The sequence below is a fragment of the Bradyrhizobium sp. ORS 285 genome (genome assembly GCF_900176205.1).
Taxonomy (GTDB): Bacteria; Pseudomonadota; Alphaproteobacteria; order Rhizobiales; family Xanthobacteraceae; genus Bradyrhizobium.
Window position 1 is genome coordinate 4836559 of record NZ_LT859959.1, and the last position, 19094, is coordinate 4855652.

Genomic DNA, 19094 nt, shown 5'->3' on the forward strand with positions numbered 1-19094 from the left:
TCCCTCTCAGTTCGTCGCGGTGCCGCGGGTGACGATCTTGCCGACAACGGCGATCAGCCGGTCGAGCACGAAGCCGATGATGCCGACATAGAACAGCGCCAGAATGATCTCGCTGATATGCGAGGAATTCCACGCGTCCCAGATGAAGAAGCCGATGCCGACGCCGCCGATCAGCATCTCCGCCGCGACGATCGCCAACCAGGACAGGCCGATGCCGATGCGCAAGCCGGTGAAGATGTAGGGCGCGGCCGCCGGGATCATGATCTTGGCGAAGAACTCCAGCGGATTGAGCTGCACGACGGCGGCGACGTTGCGGTAGTCCTGCGGGATGTTGCGGATGCCGACCGCGGTGTTGATGATGATCGGCCACACCGAGGTGATGAAGATGACGAAGATCGCCGAGGGCTGACCGTCGCGGAACGCGGCGAGCGACAGCGGCAGCCAGGCGAGCGGCGGGATCGTGCGCAGCACCTGGAAGATCGGATCGAGACCGCGCATCGCCCAGACCGACTGCCCGATCAGGGTGCCCAGCGCCACACCGACGACCGCGGCGATGGCGTAGCCGATCGCGACGCGGCGGAGACTGGCTTCGAGATGCCAGAACAGGCCCTTGTCGATGCCGCCATGATCGAAGAACGGATCGAGGATCAGCTCGCGAGTATCAGTGAACACGCGCGACGGCGGCGGCAGTGCCGAGCCGGCGCGCCGGCAGAGCAGCTCCCAGACGATCAGGAACAGCGCCAGCACGATCAGCGGCGGCACCACGCGCACCGCGGCCTCGCGGGCCATCTTCACATAACGCTCGGCCTTCGGCGGCTGCTTCGGCGTCATCGTCACCACCGACGCCGTGGTGGATGCTGACGCAGGCGAAACGACCTTGGGCACGCTGTCATTGGTCAACGCGGGCATGGACATCGGAAGCCTTTCTCCGTGCAATGAGAGGAGCCGCGCGCTGTGAGCCGCGCGCGGGCGAAGGTTCTGATCAGGCGTCGACGCGCTTGATCGACAGCGACTTCAGGTACGCGGCGGGATCCTCGGGATCGAACACCTTGCCGTCGAAGAACGTCTCCTTGCCGCGCGACTTGGAGGTCGGGATCTCCGCCACTGGGACGTTCATCTCCTTGGCCGCCTCGCGCCAGATGTCCTCGCGGTTGACCTTGGCGATCAGCGACTTCGCGTCGAAGCCCGCCTCGTATTTGCCCCAGCGGATATCCTCGGTGATGAACCAGAGGTCGTGGCTCTGGAACGGATAGGAGGCGAAGTCGCGCCAGTACTTCATGATGTGAGGCGAGTTCTCGACCACCTTGCCGGTGCCGTAGTCGAACTTGCCGGCCGTGCGTCCGGCGACATCCTCGACCGGACAGTTCATCCACTGCCGCTTCGCCATGATGGTCGCAAGCTCCTGCTTGTTCTCCATCTTGTCCGCCCACTGCTGCGCCTCCATGACCGCCATGGTCAGCGCCTTCGCGGCCTTCGGATATTTGTCGACGAAGGCGGCGCGCATTGCGAAGGACTTTTCGGGATGCTTGTTCCAGATCTCGCCTGTCGTCACCGCGGTGTAGCCGATGCCCTGGTTGACGAGCTGCGCATTCCACGGCTCGCCGACGCAGAAGCAGTCCATGGTGCCGACCTTCATGTTGGCCACCATCTGCGGCGGCGGCACCACGATGGTCTCGATGTCCTTGTCCGGATCGATACCGCCGGCGGCGAGCCAGTAGCGGATCCACAGGTCGTGGGTGCCGCCGGGGAAGGTCATCGCCGCCTTCACCGACTTGCCGGAAGCCTTCTTCTTCTCGAGCGCCGCCTTGAACGGCGCGGTGTCGAGGCTGAGCTTGAGGTCGGCATATTCCTTGGCGACCGAGATGCACTGCGCATCGAGATTGAGCCGCGCCAGGATGTACATCGGCGTCGGCTGATTGTTCTGCGTCACCTTGCCCGACGAGATCAGATACGGCATCGGGGTCAGGATATGCGCGCCGTCGATGCCGTTGCCTTCGGAGCCCAGCACGAGGTTGTCGCGCGTCGTGCCCCACGAGGCCTGCTTCTGCACGTCGACATCGGGCATGCCGTATTTGGCGAAGATGCCCTTGTCCTTGGCGACGAACAGCGGACCGGCATCGCTGAGCGCGATGAAGCCGAGCTTGGCGCTCGTCACTTCCGGCCCGGCGCCTTGCGCGAAGGCGCCACCCGGCAGGTTCAGCTTCGCGGCCGCAAGCAGCGCTGCGGTGCCGGCACCGGCCTTCAGGAGCTGACGGCGGCTGAGGCCAGAGGAGCGTGCAGGATGGGCGGTCTTCGTCATGAGTGCAGTCGTCCTTGTCTGAAAAGCGCTCGGTGGATGGAAGGCCCGTCCAGGCACCGCGTGGTCGCGCACAGGGGCGCGTTCCGAGGAGAGCCTCGGAGGGGGCAGCGTCGGATGTCGGATGGGGTTTGCGCAGACGGCATCGATGGCGTCGAAGCCATCTATTCAAGCTTCATGCCAAGGAGCGAGGAAAGCAGAAGCCTCGACTAATCAAGAGGCTAGGCAAATCGGCAGGACGCTTTGGAGGCTCGCGGCCGCTCGTAAAATTTGCGATTCGCCCACTTCCTGTGCGTTGCACAAGAAGTGGGCGGAGCGTTCAGACCCTACTCCGCTGCCTCGCTCTTGGTATCCGACAGCATCGGCTTCGGAGCGATCCCGGCGCCGGGCTTCATGCGGAATTCGTAAGTCATCAGGTGCCAGGGCGCCGCCGCAAGCTTGCCATCGGGCATCACCGGATCGGTGCGCTGTTCGACCTGCGCGATCAGTTCATCCTTCACGCCGAACACCACGTCACTGTCGAGATAGGCGTCGCCGCCGATGAAGACATGGGTGACGAGCGGCTCATGACCCTTGGCGTCGACCAGGAAGTGCACATGGGCCGGCCGCATCGGATGACGCCCGCTGCCCACGATCATCTGCCCCACAGGACCATCGGTCGGGATCGGATAGCTGCAGGGCAGGATGGTGCGGAAGAAGAAGCGTCCCTCGGCATCGGTGATGAAGCGCGCCCGCGACGACGGGCCGTCCGAGGCATAATCGGGCCGCTGCGAGTCGTAGAAGCCTTCATCGTCAGCATGCCAGACATCGACCGACGCGCCCGCCAAAGGCGCGCCGGAGAGATTGGTGACGCGGGTCTGCACGAACATCTTCTCGCCCTTCAGGTCCGCGGAAATGTCCGTGCCATGAGGCGTCACCTTGTGCTCGCCGACATAGAACGGGCCGAGCACGGTGGTCTCCGTCGCTCCTGCCCGGTCGCGGTGATTGATGGCATCGACCAGCATCGACACGCCGAGCACGTCGGACAGCAGGATGAACTCCTGCCGGCTCGCGGTGCAGGTCTGGCCGGTGCGGGTGAGGAAGTCGATCGCAGTGGCCCATTCGTCGAATGTCAAATTCGTCCGGCGCACATAGTCGTGCAGCGACCTGACGAGCTCCTGCAGCAGAACCTTCGTACGCGCGTCCGGCGTGCCGTCGAAGCTGGCGGCGACAGCGTTCGTGAGCTCGCCTTCGTTGAATTGTGTCATGGCCAATCCTCCCTGCGCAAAGGGTACACGAGGCATCCCTGGCCTGCCATTGGAAGTGGGGCGTTTTTCGGCTATCACCCGGCTCAAATGGCCGTGCGCATGATGCTCGCGCGAGTCCTCGAAAAACCAGATCACAGCGGAGACGTCCCGATGCTCGCCCCGACACCTGCCTCGCCCGAAACCGTCGGCATGTCGAAAGCCGCGCTCGCGCGCATCGATGCGCATCTGCAGCAGCGCTATGTCGACGCCGGCCGTTTTCCGGGCGCCCAGCTGATGGTCTATCGCCGCGGCAAGATCGTGCATCAGAGCTCGCTCGGCTATGCCGATGTCGAGCGCAAGGTGCCGGTGACGGACCAGACGATCTACCGCATCTATTCGATGACCAAGCCGATCACCTCCGTCGCCTTCATGATGCTGGTCGAGGAAGGCAAGGTCGCATTGGACGAGCCGGTCGCGAAATACATTCCTGAGTGGAAGAATCTCGGCGTGTTCGTCGCCGGCACGGCGCCGGCCTTCATCAGCCGGCCGCCGACGCGGCCGATGCTGATCGTCGACCTGCTGCGCCACACGTCGGGACTGACCTACGGCTTCCAGCAGCGCTCCAACGTCGATGCCGCCTATCGCGACGTCAAGATCGGCGCGGTCGAGAAGGCCGGCACGCTGCAATCGATGATCGATGACCTCGCGAAGATTCCGCTGGAGTTCTCGCCGGGCGAGGCCTGGAACTACTCGGTCTCGACCGACGTCGTCGGCTATCTCGTCGGCAAGATTGCCGACAAGCCATTCGAGCAGTTCCTGAAGGAGCGCATCTTCGAGCCGCTCGGGATGACAGATACCGATTTCCACGTCCCGGCGGCCAAGGCGCACCGGCTGGCGGCGTGCTACTCGGCCGATCCCGCCGGCATGATGTCGTTCCATGCCGCCGACCGTAAGGGCGGCCTGACCTTGCAGGACGATCCCGCCACCAGCACGTTCCTCAGCCCGCCCGACTTCATCTCCGGCGGCGGCGGCCTGTGCGCGACGACGGCAGACTATCTCACCTTCTGCCGGGCGCTGATCAATGGCGGCGAGCTCGGCGGCGTCCGGCTGCTCGGGCCGAAGACGTTGAAGCTGATGACCTCGAACCATCTGCCGGGCGGCGTCGACCTGCCGGCGCTGTCGCGCTCGATGTTTGCGGAAGCGGCGTATAACGGCATCGGCTTCGGGCTCGGCTTCTCGGTGACGATGGACCCGGCCAAGACGCTGATCGCCGGCAGCGCCGGCGAGTACGCCTGGGGCGGCGCGGCCTCGACCGCGTTCTGGATCGACCCGGCTGAAGAGCTGATCACGATCTTCATGACCCAGGTGCTGCCGTCCAGCGCCTACCCGATCCGCCGCGAGCTGCGCTCGATGGTGTATGCCGCGATCAGCGAGAGCAACGTCTAGGAGTTGCTGTGGCGCGAAAGCCGCTACAGGAACCGAGGGATCGTCACGCATTGAGCTTGGCGCGCACGTGCCGGGCTCCTATGCTGACAAGGATGTGAACGGCCGGTAACGCAAAGCAATTGCGGATGCGGCCGCCGCAGCCTGATATCCGCTCGCTGCAGACGTTCACCTCCGCGCCCTTGCATCTGTCCTTCCCCGGCGCCGGACGGCGATCGCCAACGCCACCAACGGGGCCTACGTGCCGAAGCTTTCCCTGCCTGTCCGGCTTGCGCTTCTGGTCGCAGGGACCACGCTGCCGCTCATCCTGTTCGCGGGCGGGATCGTCTTCCACAACTACATGCAGGACCGCAACGAGGCGCGGCAGCGGGTGCTCGACACCGTGCGCAGCATCCGCCTGACGCTCGATGCGGAGATGCAGCGCATGACCGGCGGCATCCAGGTCCTGGCCCTCACCGATGCGTTGAAGACCGGCGATTTCGAGCGCTTCCGTCCGATTGCGATGGGCTTTCTCGAGCAGTACGGCAAGGACGGCACGATCCTCGTTGCCGATCGCGAGGGACACCAGCTGTTCTCCTCGGCGACCACGGATACGGCTCACCTGCCGCTGCGCAGCAACCGCGAGATCACCCAGCGGGTGTTCGAGACGCGGCAGCCGCAATATTCCGACCTGTTCTACGGCATCGTGAAGAAGAGCCTGATCGTCACCGTCGAGGTGCCGGTGTTTCGCGACGGCCAGGTCATCTACGACATCTCGTTCAGCCCACCGATCGCGATGTTTCAGACCATCCTGGAAAAGCAGCTGCCGAGTGCGGACTGGACGTTGTCGCTACTGGACCGCCAGGCCACGGTGTTTGCGCGCGTCCCCAATCCGGCAGCGACGATCGGCAAGAAGGCGTCGCCGACGGTGATCGATCACATGATGAGCGAGCACGAGGCGACGCTGTCGAGCCTCTCGCTCGAAGGCGTGCCGCTGCTGTCGAGCTTCACCCATTCCACGCTGACCGGCTGGATCATCGGCGCCGGGATCAGCGAGACCTCGCTGGTGGCGCCGCTGTGGCGCAACCTCGCCATCACCAGCCTGATCGGCGGCATCATGCTGGCGATTGGCCTTGCCTTCGCGGTTCGGATGGCGACGACGATCGCGCGCGCCGAGATGTTGCATGACCTGCTGATCGAGGAGCTCAACCATCGCGTCAAGAACACGCTGGCGATCCTGCAGGCGATTGCAGTTCAGACCTTCCGCAGCGCCAGCCGGCACGAGCGCGAGAAGTTCGAGGGGCGGCTCGGCGCGCTGGCGGAAGCGCACAACCTGCTCAGCAAGGAGAAATGGCAGGGCTCTGAGCTCGAGGACGTCATCGGCCGCGTGCTCAAGCCCTACCGGCTGAACAATCCGGAGCGCATCCGTATCTCCGGTCCGAAGGCCGCGCTGTCGCCGCGGCTCGCGGTCGTGCTGTCGATGATCGTGCATGAGATCGCGACCAACGCGGCCAAGTACGGCGCACTATCCAACGACACCGGCACGGTCGATCTATCCTGGGAATTCACTCCGGCGGATGCGGTCAAGAAGCTGCCGGCGCGGCTGCGGCTGGTGTGGCAGGAGACCGGCGGCCCGGTGGTGTCGGCGCCGATCCAGCGCGGCTTCGGCTCGCGACTGATCGAGCGCAGCGCACGCGACCAGCTCGGCGGCGAAGCCACCGTCGACTTCCTGCCGCCCGGCGTCGTCTACACCATCAGCTGCAAGCTCGACGATTGAGCCGCATCTGGACGCTTAGCCGAACCTCTGCAGCGCCGGGAAGGTCTCGAGCAGCCAGATGCTGAAGGTCGACACCGCGCCGGTGAGAAAGCCGATACCCGTCACGATCATCAACACGCCCATCGCCCGCTCGACATTCACGAGATGGCCCCGCATCCGCATGAACAGCGCGGAGAACTGCTCGATCATAAAGGCGGCGACCAGGAAAGGGATGCCGAGGCCGGCGGAGTAGACCGCCAGCAGCCCGGCGCCCTTGGCGACCGTCGACTCCGCGGCGGCGATCGAGAGGATCGCTGCCAGGATCGGGCCGATGCACGGCGTCCAGCCGAACGCGAAGGCGAGCCCCATGACATAGGCGCCCCACAGACCGACCGGCTTCGGAATCGGCAGCCGCCCCTCGCGCATCAGGAAAGCGATCCGGGTCAGTCCGAGGAAGTGCAGGCCCATGACGATGATGACGATGCCGGCGAGGATCGACAATTGCTCGGACCAGGCGCGGATCAGGACGCCGATCAGCGAGGCGCTGGCGCCGAGCATCACGAACACGGTCGAGAAGCCGAGCACGAACAGCCCGGCCGAGATCATCACCGCGCGGCGCGACGCCGCGGGCGGCTCCTCGCTCTCGATATGCTCGATCGTGGCGCCGGTGAGATACACCAGATAAGGCGGAACCAGCGGCAGGACGCAGGGCGACAGGAAGCTCACCAGGCCGGCGATGAAGGCCGCCGGAATCGATACGTTCTGAATCATGCAAGTCCCGCGATACGCCCCATGAGCATCCTGACGCCGGGGGCACGACGGCTTCATGCCGCCGATGCGGGGAATACGCAACAGAGGCGCCGAAGTTACGGCGGTCGGCGGCGGGCTGTTGGCGTCAGCGAAGCGCCGGGATTGCGAGGGAGGGCCGTCAGGTTGGAGTGATCAGACCGCGCGCTCGACCCGAGTCTATAAGAATCGCCCGATACGGTCGCGGTTGCCGGGGACGATGCCGGTGGAAAAGATCGGCTCACCGTCTGACGGGCCGCCGCGTGCCCCTCACAGCGCGATCACGGCATATCACGAATGCGCCAAATGCACCTTTGTGCACATAACGAACTATGCTACTTCACCACTCGCAGCAGCGGCTGACGGCGCTGGCCCGGCTGCAGCTTCGGATCGCGCAGCTTGTCCGGGTTGTCAGATTGGACCATCTCATCGCACAGCGACTTCAGATCGTCTTCGCTCAAGCGGTTCAGCTTCATGCGCAGATCGAGGATCGCCACCGAAATCAAATGCGCCGATTCGCGGTTGCCGGTCGCGACGAGAGTCGCACGGCATTGCTCCAGGGACGCGAGCACTGCAAGCATTTGGTCATCTGAATGGGCCACGGGCGTCGTTCCGTTCTAGCGTGCGGCGAGATGGAGCCGAGCAAATCCCGACTCGCGGATGGCTTTCCAATACGTCATCTGTTGCTCCCCGTCCGCGCTCCCCATGCGGCTTTGCCGCGCGCCTCGTCCGAAGCCGTCCCACCGGCCTCTGCGCGCGTAACCACACGAGGACGCAGCGTCGATCACCGGGATTCGATGAGTCAGCGCCACCATCCGTTCATCAAGATAGCATGACGCATGGTCATCTTCGAATACCATTTCGCTGTGGTCGACGCAAAAACCATCGCTGTCCGGGACGATTCGCGCTAAGCGTGTCCCTGGCATACATGGTGTGTACCCCTGCGCATCTGCAGGTGGTACAACCATGCTGCAAATGTGAGAGGTCGAAAGACTCATCTCGCGCGTCAATGTCTCAACCAATCCATGGCGCAAACGCCGCCATGTTCCGTAGTTCATCGGTGTCACTCTAGCAGGCGGAGAGAGCTTGTATGCGCGTTGCGGCGGAACGGGGCGTTCCTCAGGAGGAACGCAAGGAGGCAGTTGCCCCCCAGGTGACCCCTCAGGTGACCCTGGCGCCGGCCGCGCATGACGATTCGTCTGCAGCACCGAGTACCCGCGGGGACCAGGGCCGCGATGATGCCGCGACCGGTCCCGCTCCGGGCAAGGCGCCCGCGCGCTCCGCTGCGACTCGCGCCGCGCCGGCCAAGGGAGCGCTCAGCAAATCGGCGCTGGCCAGTCTCACCGATTGGGATGCTGCGCGGATCTTCCTCGAGGTCGTCAGGGCCGGCAGCTTCCGCTCCGCCGCCGAACGCCTGACGCTCTCGATCAATGCGGTCCGGCGGCGCATCGATGATTTCGAGCGGCAGATCGGCGCGACGCTGTTCACGCGCGACGTTCATGGCGCGCGGCTGACCGACGAAGGCGCGCTGGTGGTCTCCGCAGTCGAACGCATGGAAGCCGCTTCCTTTGAGCTGCTGCGCGCCGGCGACGGACTTGCCGGCGCAGCCTCCGGCGAGGTCCGCGTCGCCGTCACCGAGGGCCTCGGCACGTTCTGGCTCGCGCCACGTCTGGTGGAATTCCAGCAGAGCTTTCCGAACGTGATGGTCGACCTGTACTGCGCGATGCGCTCGGCCGACGTGTCGCGTCACGAGGCCGACGTCGCCATCCATCTGTCACGGCCGGCGGCGCTCGACGTCAAGCTGGTCCGGCTCGGCCGCATGCACCTGATGTGTTTTGCCAGCGAGAAATATCTCGAAACGTATGGCACACCGAAGACGATTGACGAGCTGGTGAAACACCGGTTGGTTCTGCAAGTCGCAGATGAAGCGGCGGCCAATGCAGCTTTCGCGACCATCTTCCCCGGCTATGAGCAGCGTGACCTGATCGCGATGACCACGAATGTCTCCAGTGCCAATTATTGGGCCGTCGCCCACGGCGCCGGTATTGGAGTATTCCCAACCTACGCGAGCGCCTTGGGCGGGAAGATCGTCCCCCTGGAGGTCGACCTGAAGTGGTCCTACGACATCTGGTTGTCCTACCACGCCACCACCGGGCGCATCCCTAGGGTGCGCCACATGATCGACTGGCTTGTGGAGGCTTTTAACCCTGGCAAATACCCGTGGTTTAAAGACGAATTCATTCATCCACAGCAACTTAAAACAGTATATATGGGTGAACCCCTGACCCATCTATTCGGGGGATTTCCGACGGAAGGACGGTAAAATCAGTATGAATAAATCAGCGGCAAAGAAAATGAAGCAGCGCAGCGCCGGCAAGCCCGACATCGAGCTTGGCAAGCGCATTCGCCTGCGGCGTGTGGAGCAGAAGATCTCTCAGGCAGAGCTCGGCGAAAAGCTCGGCGTGAGCTTCCAGCAGGTCCAGAAGTACGAGAAGGGTGTCAACCGGGTCGGCGCTGCGCGTCTGCAGCAGATCGCCACCGCGCTCGACGTGCCCGTGACGTTCTTCTATGACGGCGACAACAAGGCCCGTGAGGTCGAGAGCCTCCTGTTCCTGGACTCCGCCTTCAGCCTGCGGTTGCTGCGTGCCTACAGCAAGATCAAGGACCAGACGGTGCAACGTCAGCTGGTGTCCCTGATGGAATCGATCGCTGCCAACGAAGAGTAAGCGAGGCCGTCTGACAGGCCTCCTCGTGATGGATATGGGCCATCTTCGCTCGAGGGCGCAACTTGGGGGCGCCAGGCGCTCAGCCGGCTCGGGCGAGTTCACGGCATCGGCCTGCTAGGCCGATCGACCGATGCCCCGGCCTTTCGAGTCCGCCCAGCAATGGCTGCGCGGTCCGAGGCGTCGTCACCTCTGATCAGCCCCATCTGCCGTCATAGGAAGTGGCGGCATGCCGGCGCGTCGCCTGCGCGTCTCATATGCCTTGATCTGCGTTGACGCCCCACCCGGCACGGTGAAGCATGGGCCGAGAGCCCCGTCGTCCCGGATGTCCCGCATGCCCCCATCGTCCGCCGCCTTCGCCGAGGGCAAGATCCTCGTCTCCGTCGACGACCGCGTCGGCATCGTCACTTTCAACAATCCGGACAAGCGCAATGCGATGTCGCTGGAGATGTGGGAGGGCCTGGGCCAGGCGCTCACCGCCTTCCGCGATGATCCCGAAATCCGCGTCGTGGTGCTGACCGGCGCCGGCGGCAAGGCGTTCGTGTCCGGCGCCGACATCAGCCAGTTCGAGCAGAGCCGTCACAACGCCGCAGCGTCAGAGGCCTATGCCGAGCGCAGCGCCGCCCAGCGCGCCCTGCTCGCGACCTACCCCAAGCCCACGATCGCCTGCATCCGCGGCTTCTGCCTCGGCGGCGGCTTGCAGATCGCCATGCTCACCGACATGCGCTTTGCCTCGGAGGACAGCCAGTTCGGCATTCCCGCCGCCAAGCTCGGCATCGCCTATGGCTATGACGGGCTGCGCAACCTGGTGTCGCTGGTCGGGCCCTCGCAGGCGCGCCTGCTGCTCTATACGGGGATGCGGATCGACGCCGCCGAGGCGCTGCGGATCGGACTGGTCGACCGGACCATGCCGGTGGATGAGCTGATGCCTGCCACGATCGACATCGCCCGCACCATCGCCGGCAATGCGCCCCTGGCGGTGCAGGCCGCCAAGATCACCATCGCCGAGGTCCTGAAGGACGAGAGCCGCCGCGACATGGAGGCGATCAAGCGGATCGGCGACGCCTGCATGGATTCGGAGGATTTCCGCGAAGGCCGGCGCGCCTTCATGGAGAAGCGCAAGCCGAGCTTCACGGGACGTTAATTAGAGCATGATCCGGAAAAGTGGAAACCGGTTTTCCGAAAAGATCATGCTCAAACAAATAGATAAGATCATGATGCGTTTCCGCCGAAACGCATCATGATCTAGAGCGCCTCGAGCACGGCCTTGGTCACGTCGATCGTGCCGGCCTGGCCGCCGAACTCGAACGGCTTGAGGCCGGAAGCGTAGACCTCGTCGACCGCCTGCTCGATCCGCTGTGCCGCCTCGGCGGCGCCTTCGATGCCATGGGTGTCCGCCAGCCAGTCGAGCATCATCGCCGCCGACAGGATCATCGCCGTCGGGTTGGCCTTGCCCTGCCCCATGATATCAGGCGCGGTGCCGTGGCAGGGCTGAAAGACGGCGTGACGATCGCCGATGTCGGCCGAGGGCGCCATGCCCATGCCGCCGACGAGGCCGGCGGCGAGATCCGACAGGATGTCGCCGAACATGTTCTCGGTGACCAGCACGTCGAAATCCCACGGACGCTTCACCAGCATCAGCGCGCAGGCGTCGATGTAGAGCCGCTCCGTCTTCACGTCAGGATGAAGCTCGGCGACCTCGTCGAAGATCTTGCGAAAGTAGGCGAAGGCCTTGAACACATTGGCCTTGTCGACGCAGCCTAAAGTGCCTGGGCGGCCGCGCGCGCGGCGCCGTTCGGCGAGCTTGAAGGAGAAGTTGAAGAGCCGCTCGGAGGTCCTGCGGGTGATGACGAGGGTCTCGCGCGCCTCTTCATGTGTCACCACACCTTTGCCCATCGAGGCGAACAGGCCCTCGGTCGACTCGCGGATGACGACGAAATCGATGCCGCGCTCCGTGGCGCCGACGATCGGGCTCGGCACGCCCGGGATCAGCCGCGCCGGCCGCACGCCGGCATAGAGATCGAAATGGAAGCGCAGCTCGATCTGCGGCGCGACCTCGGTGTTGTCGGGATAGCGCACCGACGGCAAGCCGCAGGCGCCGAGCAGGATGGCGTCGGCCTCCTCGCACAGCCGGATGGTGGACTCGGCGATCGAGACGCCGGTCGCGAGATAATTGTTGGCGCCGGCCTGCGCCTCGGTGAAGCGGAACGACAGGCCGGCCTTGGCCTCGACCTTACGCAACACTTCAAGAGCCGGTGCCATGACCTCCGGTCCGATGCCGTCGCCGGGAAGAACTGCGATGTGGAGTGCGTTGGTGGAGGGCATGAGGCGGCGCTTTCGAAGACGAGATCAAAGTGCCGTCATGCCCGGGCTTGACCCGGGCATCCACGACTTTCCAACGCCGCGGCGCCAAAGACGTGGATGGCCGGGTCAAGCCCGGCCATGACGAGAGGATAGAGCCGTGGCTTACGGCGTCAGCACCGCGCGGCCGACGAGCTGGCCCTTCTGCAAATCGTGCAGGGCGTCGTTGGCCTTGGCGAGCGGCATCGGGGTGACCGGGATCGGCGCGATGTTCTTGGCGCGGACGAGGTCGAGCAGCTCCTTGGTCTCGCGGAGATTGCCGACATAGCTGCCCTGGATCGTCACCGCCTTGATCGGAATGAGCGGCAGCGCCCACGGCGCGCCGCCGCCGAACAGGCCGACCATGACGAGCTTGCCGCCCTTGGTCAGGCAGTCGAAGCCGAGCTGCGCCGTGGCGGCATTGCCGACCAGGTCGATCACCGCGCGGATCGGCTCGCCGGCCGCCTTGTTCAACTGCTCCAGCGCATCCGGCGCCTTGCCGTCAACAGCTGCCAGCGCGCCCGCCTCGAGCGCCGCCTCGCGCTTGCGCGCGTCGATGTCGACCACGATCGCGCCCTTGCCGCCCATCGCCTTGAGCAGCGACAGCGCCATCAGGCCGAGACCGCCGGCGCCGAAGATCACGATCGGCGTGTCGAAATCCTTCTCGACCTTCTTCAGCGCGCTGTAGGTGGTCACACCCGAGCAGGCATAGGGCGCGGTCGTCACGGGATCGAGGCCCTTGAGGTCGATCAGGTGGCGCGGATGCGGCACCGTCATGTGGTCGGCATAGCCGCCATCGCAATAGACACCGAGCGACGCCGGCTTCAGGCACATGTTCTCATCGCCGGCGAGGCATGTCGCGCATTTGCCGCAGCCGATCCAGGGATAGACCAGCGCGACATCGCCGACCTTCAAGCCGCCCTTCTCGGCCTCGGTCACATCGGGACCGAACGCCACGATCTCGCCGGCGCTCTCATGCCCCATGGTCCGCGGCAGCGACACGCCGCGATCCTTCAAAGAGAGCGGCTTGCGGCCGTGGCCGAGATCATAGCCGCCTTCCCAGATGTGCAGGTCACTGTGGCAGACGCCGGCCGCCTTCACCTTGATCAGCACCTGTTTGCCAAACGGCTGCGGCGTCGGCTCGTCGATTTCGGTCAGCGGTGCATTGAAATCGGTGACCTTGAAGCTCTTCATGGTTTCACTCCCGTAGTCCGGTTAGCTGGCGGGACCGGACGGCGTCGTGACGGGACAAGCGGGCGACGGCTTGCGCTGGGGCAAGCTGACCTCGACGTCTCCTCCCGGCACGGACGCGTCCGGCGGATCCGGACTGTTCTTGCGATGACGGGAACATTGGCCGGAAACGCTGGGAGCAGCAAGGCCGCGCGCATGGCGCGCATTCATGGCAGCCCTGCAGCCTTTTGCCTCAGCGCGCTCAGCCCTTGTCGCGCGCGATCGCCGACGCCTCACGCAGGACATCCGCGGTGTGCTCGCCGAGACTGGCCGAGCGCGGTCCGGCCGCGACCTTCGCCCGGGACATCCGGAACGGCAGGTTGACGACCTTGAACGTGCCAGCGTCATCCTCGACCTCTGCCAGCGCGCCACGATGCGCGATCTGCGGATCGTCCAGCGCCTCGGAGACGCTGCGATAGGCCGAGCTCGGCACACCGCCCGCGTTCAAGGCCGCGACACAGTCCGCGACGCTGAGCCGGCCCGACCACGCTTCCACGCCATCCATCAGCGCGCCCCAGTTAGCCCGCCTATCGGAATATTTCGCGAAGCGGGCATCGCTCATCCATTCGGGATGCCCGATCACCACCATCAGGTTCTGGAACGTCTTCTCGCTGGCGATCGCGATCATCACATAGCCGTCGCGGCACGCCGCCGGTCCGAAGGTCGGCCGCGACGGCTGGACGACCGGAAATTGCGACCATTGGATCTCGTTCAAGGTCAGGCTCAGCATCGATTCCAGCATGGAGCAGTCGATGTGCTGGCCGGAGCCGGTGCGCTCGCGCTGATACAGCGCGGAGGCGATGGCGCCGAAGGCGTAGGTCCCGGTGACCACGTCGGCATGATAGATGCCGCAATAATCCGGCCGGTCGCGTCCCGGCTGGTAGGCGAGATGCGCCATGTCATAGCCCGAGGCGGCGTGGATGACCGGCGCATAGGCAGGAAGTTCCGCCGACGGGCCGGTCTGGCCGTAGCCCGAGATCGAGCAGTAGATCAGCCGCGGGTTGAGCGCACTCAAGGCGGCATAGTCGAGCCCGAGTCGCTGCATCACGCCGGGCCGGAAGTTCTCGACTAGAACATCAGCGGATGCGACCAGCCGACGCACCGCCTCGACGCCCTCGCCCGATTTGAGATCCAGCACCACACTCTTCTTGCCGACGTTGAGCTGACCGAAAGCAGTGGAGCAGCCATGCCGCACCGGAGGGCGGATGCGCATGGTTTCACCTTCGGCTGACTCGATCTTGATCACCTCCGCACCCATATCTGCAAGCATGCGGGCACAGTGCGGGCCGGCGATGGTGGTCGAAAAGTCCAGCACGCGCAGGCCTTCGAAGCATCCTGTCAAACGGCTCTCATGCTCTCGATCTAGACTCACGCGTGTAGCTCCCTGTTATCGGCGTTTCTTCTGTGCCGGACGTGGCCGAACGCCGCCCCGTCCGCGCATTTACGAAGCGTAAGCCATCGGACGCCATGCCCGTCTTGTCCAGATCGAACCATTCGATGTCGAACGCGTTTGGCCTTTCGCGGCGCTGCGGCATCGCTTTTTGTTGATGGCTGAATTTGGACCCTTTCTTGCATAGGACGAACATGGGGCTTGATCGAGGACATCTCTTGCGGGTTCTGTTCGTTACGACCGAAATGGACGATTTCGTCCGGGTGGGCGGACTGGCTGCGGTTTCCGCAGCACTTCCCCGGGCACTGCGCTCACACACCGACGTCAGGATCATGCTGCCCGGCTACCGGGACGTGGTCGAGCAACTCACTCACATCGAGATCGTCGGCCATTGCGCGCCGCTGGCTGAGATGCCGGGCTGCGCGCTCGGCCGGTCATCGACGCGGGACGGGCTTCCGGTCTACGTCCTGCTCTGCGACGAGCTGTATGACCGGCCGGGCAACCCTTACGGCGACGAGAGCGGCAATGACTGGCCGGACAACGACATCCGCTTCGGCCGTCTCGCCGCGGCGGCGGCCGAGCTCGCCGCGGGCACGCTGGACACGAACTGGGCAGCGGACCTCGTGCATGCCAATGACTGGCAGGCGGCGCTGGTGCCGGCCTATCTGGCGTGGCGCGGGGTCGATGTGCCGTCGATCCTCACCATTCACAATCTTGCCTATCAGGGCCTGTTCCCACGGGAGTCGCTGCGCCGGATCGGCGCGCCGGAATCCTCGTTCCACATCGACGGCCTCGAGTTCTATGACAAGCTGTCGTTCCTCAAGGGCGGCCTGGTCTATGCGTCGCATCTGACGACCGTCAGCTCGACCTATGCCAAGGAGATCACGACATCCGAGTTCGGCTGCGGTCTGGAGGGCCTGCTGCGCCAGCGCTCCAATGCGCATGAGCTGACCGGCATCCTCAACGGCATCGATGAGAGCTGGGATCCGCGCTACTGCCAGCAACTGGCGCAGCCGTTCGCCGCCGGCGACTGGACCGGCAAGAAGGCCAATGCCGACTACGTCCGCAAGCAGTTCGGGCTGGCGGTGTCGCGCGGTCCGATGTTCGGCATCGTCGCGCGGCTGGTGCATCAGAAGGGCATCGATCTGGTGCTGGAGGCGGCCGACGAGATCGTCGGCGCCGGCGGCCAGATCGTCGTCACCGGCACCGGCGAGCCGTCGATCGAGCGCGCGCTGATGGATGCGCACCGCCGCCGCCCGGACGCCATCGGCGTGGCAATCGGCTTCAACGACGCGCAGGCCCGGCGCATCTTCGCCGGAAGCGACTTCACCTTGATGCCGTCGCGGTTCGAGCCGTGCGGCCTCAGCCAGATGTACGCCCAGCGCTTCGGTTCGCTGCCGATCGGCCACCAGACCGGCGGTCTGGCGGAGACCATCACCGACGGCGAGACCGGATTCCTGTTCGAGAAGCCGTCGGCGGAGTCGTTCCTCGGTGGCGTCAAACGCGCCTTCTCCGCCTTCAAGCGCACCGAGCAGTTGAACGCCATGCGGCTGTCGGCGATGGCACGCTCGTTCAGCTGGGATCTCTCAGCCGCGTGCTACAACGCGCTGTATCGAAAAATGCTGGCGTCCTGATCAGGACGCTCCGTCATCTCAACAACAAAAAGCCCGGGCCGTTAGCCCGGGCTTTTTCGTCTGCGCCGTGCGGCCAATTACGCTGCGCGCACCGCTTCGAGGAAGTTGCCGACCTCGCGCTTGAGGCGGTTGCTATCGCCAGCGAGCGACTTGGCCGAGGACAGCACCTCCGCCGAGGCCGAGCCGGTCTGGGCCGCGCCGCGCTGCACGTCGGTGATGTTGGAGGAGACCTGCTGGGTGCCGTGCGCCGCCTGCTGCACGTTGCGGGAGATTTCCTGCGTTGCCGCGCCCTGCTCCTCGACCGCCGCCGCGATCGCAGCGCCGATCTCGGCCAGACGCTCGATGGTCGTGCTGATCGCCTGGATTGCGTTGACCGATTCCTGGGTCGCGGCCTGAACGCCGGAGATCTGCTGCGAGATCTCGTCGGTGGCCTTGGCGGTCTGCTCCGCGAGCGCCTTCACCTCGGTGGCGACCACGGCAAAACCGCGGCCGGCTTCGCCCGCACGCGCGGCCTCGATCGTGGCGTTGAGGGCCAGCAGGTTGGTCTGGCCGGCGATGGTGTTGATTAGCTCGACGACGTCGCCGATGCGCGCGGCTGCCTGCGACAACTCGGCGACCCGGCTGTTGGTCTGGCGGACCTGCTGCACGGCATCGCCCGCCATGCGGGCGGAGGTCTGGACCTGGCGGCTGATCTCGGTGACCGAGGAGGACAGCTCCTCGGTGGCCGAGGCGACCGATTGGACGTTGGCGGATGCTTCCTCGGACGCGGCCGCCACGACCGTGCTCAGCTCCTTCGAGCGGTTCGCCGTGCCGGTCAGCGTATCCGCCGAGGTCTCCAGGCCGGAGGCCGCCGACGACACGGTGTTGACGATGTCGGCGATCGTCGCCTCGAAATTGCGGGTCAGCGTATCGAGCCGGCGGGCGCGATCGATCTGCGCCTGCGCGTCGCGCTGCGCCGCCTCGTCGGACTCCTTCTTGGCGATGAGGGCATCCTTGAAGATCTTGAGCGCGCGCGCCATCGCGCCGATCTCGTCCTTGCGGGTGTCGTTCGGAATGTCAGCGCTGAGCTCGCCATTGGCGAGACGCAAGGTCACGCCGGTCAATCCGACCAGCGGGCCGATGACGCCACGGACCACGCCGATGACCACCGCGACCGATACGAGCGCAACCAGCAGCAGCACGCCGAGCGCGATGACCAGACGCAGCTGCGCCGCACCCATGGCCCGGTCGATCGACTGATGCGCCGACTTCAGCGCAGCGTCGCGGAGCAGGTTGACGTTGTTGAGCATCGGCGAGGTCCAACGGCCCCACTCGTCCACGCTGATCGGGGACGGCTGCCCGTCACGCGCAGCCGCGACGATCTGCCGGTAGCGGCGCTCGCCGTCGCCCATCAGCGTCGAGCGGACGTGCTCGAGCGCCGCCGAGACCTCCGGCGTGTCACGAATGCTGCGCGCCGCCAGCTCGATCTGCTGCCACAGCAAGGTGACCTGTCCACTGGTCTCGGTGACCTCGGAGAGCCGAACCGGCGTCCAGCCGATGTTCTGAATGAAGAAGCGCAACACCGCGGACCGGGCGCCGTTGACCGTGCGCATCGACTGCGAGAGCTGCGCCAGCTGCGCGGAGGGCAACAGGTTTTCGACATCGCCGCCCATGCGCACGAGTTCGATCGCAGCCTCATCGATGGCAGCGGTCAGCGAATCGCCGGCGCGGCCGAGGCCGTCGATCGTGGCCACCTGGATGTTGGCCGGCCGCTGCGCTCCCGGCAGCACCGCGGCCGCACGCGCTGCGGACCGAACGCTGCGCAGAGTCTGCTCGGCCGCGTCGATGTTCTTCATCGATAATCCGGCCGCCTTGGTAGAGGACTTGGCCCGGCTGAGCATCTCGTCGGTGCTCGCAACCGACTGATCCAGCTTGGCGGCATCTTCAGTCGAAAGGGGCGCCGGAGCAGCCAGCACATTCCACACATTTCGTTCGAGCGGGATCTGGGCGTTCACCTTCATCACCAACTCGAACGCGTCGAGAACCCGCGCCGCCTGCTCACGCTTGCCCAGATCTCCCCAGCTGCTCCACGCCAGCACGCAGGCAAAGGCCATGGCAAAAAAGCTAGTGAGCAGATTGCCGACCAGGATCTTCCATTTGAGACTGACCGCCCCAGCCTCCCGGTGAAGAGGATCGCTCTGCATCGTCGCAAGGTCAGACATCGGTCATTCCCAATCGATCATGTTCTGCCGCGCTGCGACTCCTGATGTGGCCGCAACTACGCACCGCGACACCGCTGCCGCGCCATAATG

The 19094-nt window shown here is 65.2% G+C and carries 15 protein-coding genes; 6 read left to right on the forward strand and 9 right to left on the reverse strand.

All coding sequences use genetic code 11. The features are described from left to right. Positions 1-6 precede the first annotated feature (6 nt). The 3 genes from ntrB to BRAD285_RS21805 form a co-directional block, all read right to left on the reverse strand. The gene (gene ntrB / locus BRAD285_RS21795; protein WP_006611921.1) at positions 7-915 is read right to left on the reverse strand and encodes a nitrate ABC transporter permease; all 909 of its coding nucleotides are present in this window, start codon (positions 913-915) and stop codon (positions 7-9) included. Positions 916-982: 67 nt separating this feature from the next. Next, positions 983-2299, reverse strand: coding sequence for a CmpA/NrtA family ABC transporter substrate-binding protein (locus BRAD285_RS21800; protein ID WP_006611922.1), 1317 nt, complete (start codon positions 2297-2299; stop codon positions 983-985). Between the two features lie 323 nt (positions 2300-2622). Further along, entirely contained in the window at positions 2623-3543 is a 921-nt protein-coding gene (locus tag BRAD285_RS21805) for a dioxygenase (protein WP_006611923.1), read from the reverse strand. Between the two features lie 150 nt (positions 3544-3693). On the opposite strand from BRAD285_RS21805, the gene BRAD285_RS21810 reads away from it, so the two are divergent. Then, a complete protein-coding gene (locus BRAD285_RS21810; protein ID WP_035646397.1) occupies positions 3694-4968 on the forward strand; it encodes a serine hydrolase in 1275 nt (424 codons plus the stop codon). Between the two features lie 238 nt (positions 4969-5206). Continuing rightward, the gene (locus BRAD285_RS21815) at positions 5207-6721 is read left to right on the forward strand and encodes an HWE histidine kinase domain-containing protein (RefSeq protein WP_006611925.1); all 1515 of its coding nucleotides are present in this window, start codon (positions 5207-5209) and stop codon (positions 6719-6721) included. A 15-nt stretch (positions 6722-6736) separates the two neighbouring features. Here BRAD285_RS21815 and BRAD285_RS21820 read toward each other — a convergent pair whose 3' ends face one another. Both BRAD285_RS21820 and BRAD285_RS21825 read right to left on the reverse strand, forming a co-directional pair. After that, a complete protein-coding gene (locus tag BRAD285_RS21820) occupies positions 6737-7471 on the reverse strand; it encodes a cytochrome c biogenesis CcdA family protein (RefSeq protein WP_006611926.1) in 735 nt (244 codons plus the stop codon). 350 nt (positions 7472-7821) lie between these two features. Continuing rightward, entirely contained in the window at positions 7822-8067 is a 246-nt protein-coding gene (locus BRAD285_RS21825; protein ID WP_035646355.1) for a hypothetical protein, read from the reverse strand. Between the two features lie 509 nt (positions 8068-8576). On the opposite strand from BRAD285_RS21825, the gene BRAD285_RS21835 reads away from it, so the two are divergent. The 3 genes from BRAD285_RS21835 (at position 8577) to BRAD285_RS21845 (ending at position 11353) form a co-directional block, all read left to right on the forward strand. Next, a complete protein-coding gene (locus BRAD285_RS21835; protein WP_006611928.1) occupies positions 8577-9809 on the forward strand; it encodes a LysR family transcriptional regulator in 1233 nt (410 codons plus the stop codon). A 7-nt stretch (positions 9810-9816) separates the two neighbouring features. Next, positions 9817-10212: a helix-turn-helix domain-containing protein gene (locus BRAD285_RS21840; RefSeq protein WP_006611929.1), complete on the forward strand. Its 396-nt coding sequence runs from the start codon at positions 9817-9819 to the stop codon at positions 10210-10212. Between the two features lie 331 nt (positions 10213-10543). Beyond that, complete coding sequence (locus tag BRAD285_RS21845) at positions 10544-11353, forward strand: enoyl-CoA hydratase (RefSeq protein ID WP_006611930.1); 810 nt, start codon at positions 10544-10546, stop codon at positions 11351-11353. Between the two features lie 101 nt (positions 11354-11454). On the opposite strand, the gene BRAD285_RS21850 is transcribed toward BRAD285_RS21845, so the two are convergent. From BRAD285_RS21850 to BRAD285_RS21860, 3 genes are all read right to left on the reverse strand, one after another. Beyond that, complete coding sequence (locus tag BRAD285_RS21850; protein ID WP_006611931.1) at positions 11455-12534, reverse strand: isocitrate/isopropylmalate dehydrogenase family protein; 1080 nt, start codon at positions 12532-12534, stop codon at positions 11455-11457. A gap of 141 nt (positions 12535-12675) precedes the next feature. Further along, positions 12676-13743 (reverse strand): alcohol dehydrogenase, encoded by a 1068-nt coding sequence (locus BRAD285_RS21855; protein WP_006611932.1) that lies wholly within the window; start codon positions 13741-13743, stop codon positions 12676-12678. Between the two features lie 238 nt (positions 13744-13981). Further along, a complete protein-coding gene (locus BRAD285_RS21860; protein ID WP_244422195.1) occupies positions 13982-15049 on the reverse strand; it encodes a CaiB/BaiF CoA-transferase family protein in 1068 nt (355 codons plus the stop codon). A gap of 365 nt (positions 15050-15414) precedes the next feature. On the opposite strand from BRAD285_RS21860, the gene glgA reads away from it, so the two are divergent. Beyond that, a complete protein-coding gene (gene glgA, locus BRAD285_RS21865; protein ID WP_244422196.1) occupies positions 15415-16803 on the forward strand; it encodes a glycogen synthase GlgA in 1389 nt (462 codons plus the stop codon). A 77-nt stretch (positions 16804-16880) separates the two neighbouring features. Here the strand turns inward: glgA and BRAD285_RS21870 are convergent, their stop codons facing one another. Further along, positions 16881-19004 carry a methyl-accepting chemotaxis protein gene (locus tag BRAD285_RS21870; protein WP_006611935.1) on the reverse strand — a complete coding sequence of 708 codons (2124 nt, stop codon included), beginning with the start codon at positions 19002-19004 and terminating at the stop codon, positions 16881-16883. Positions 19005-19094: the final 90 nt, after the last annotated feature.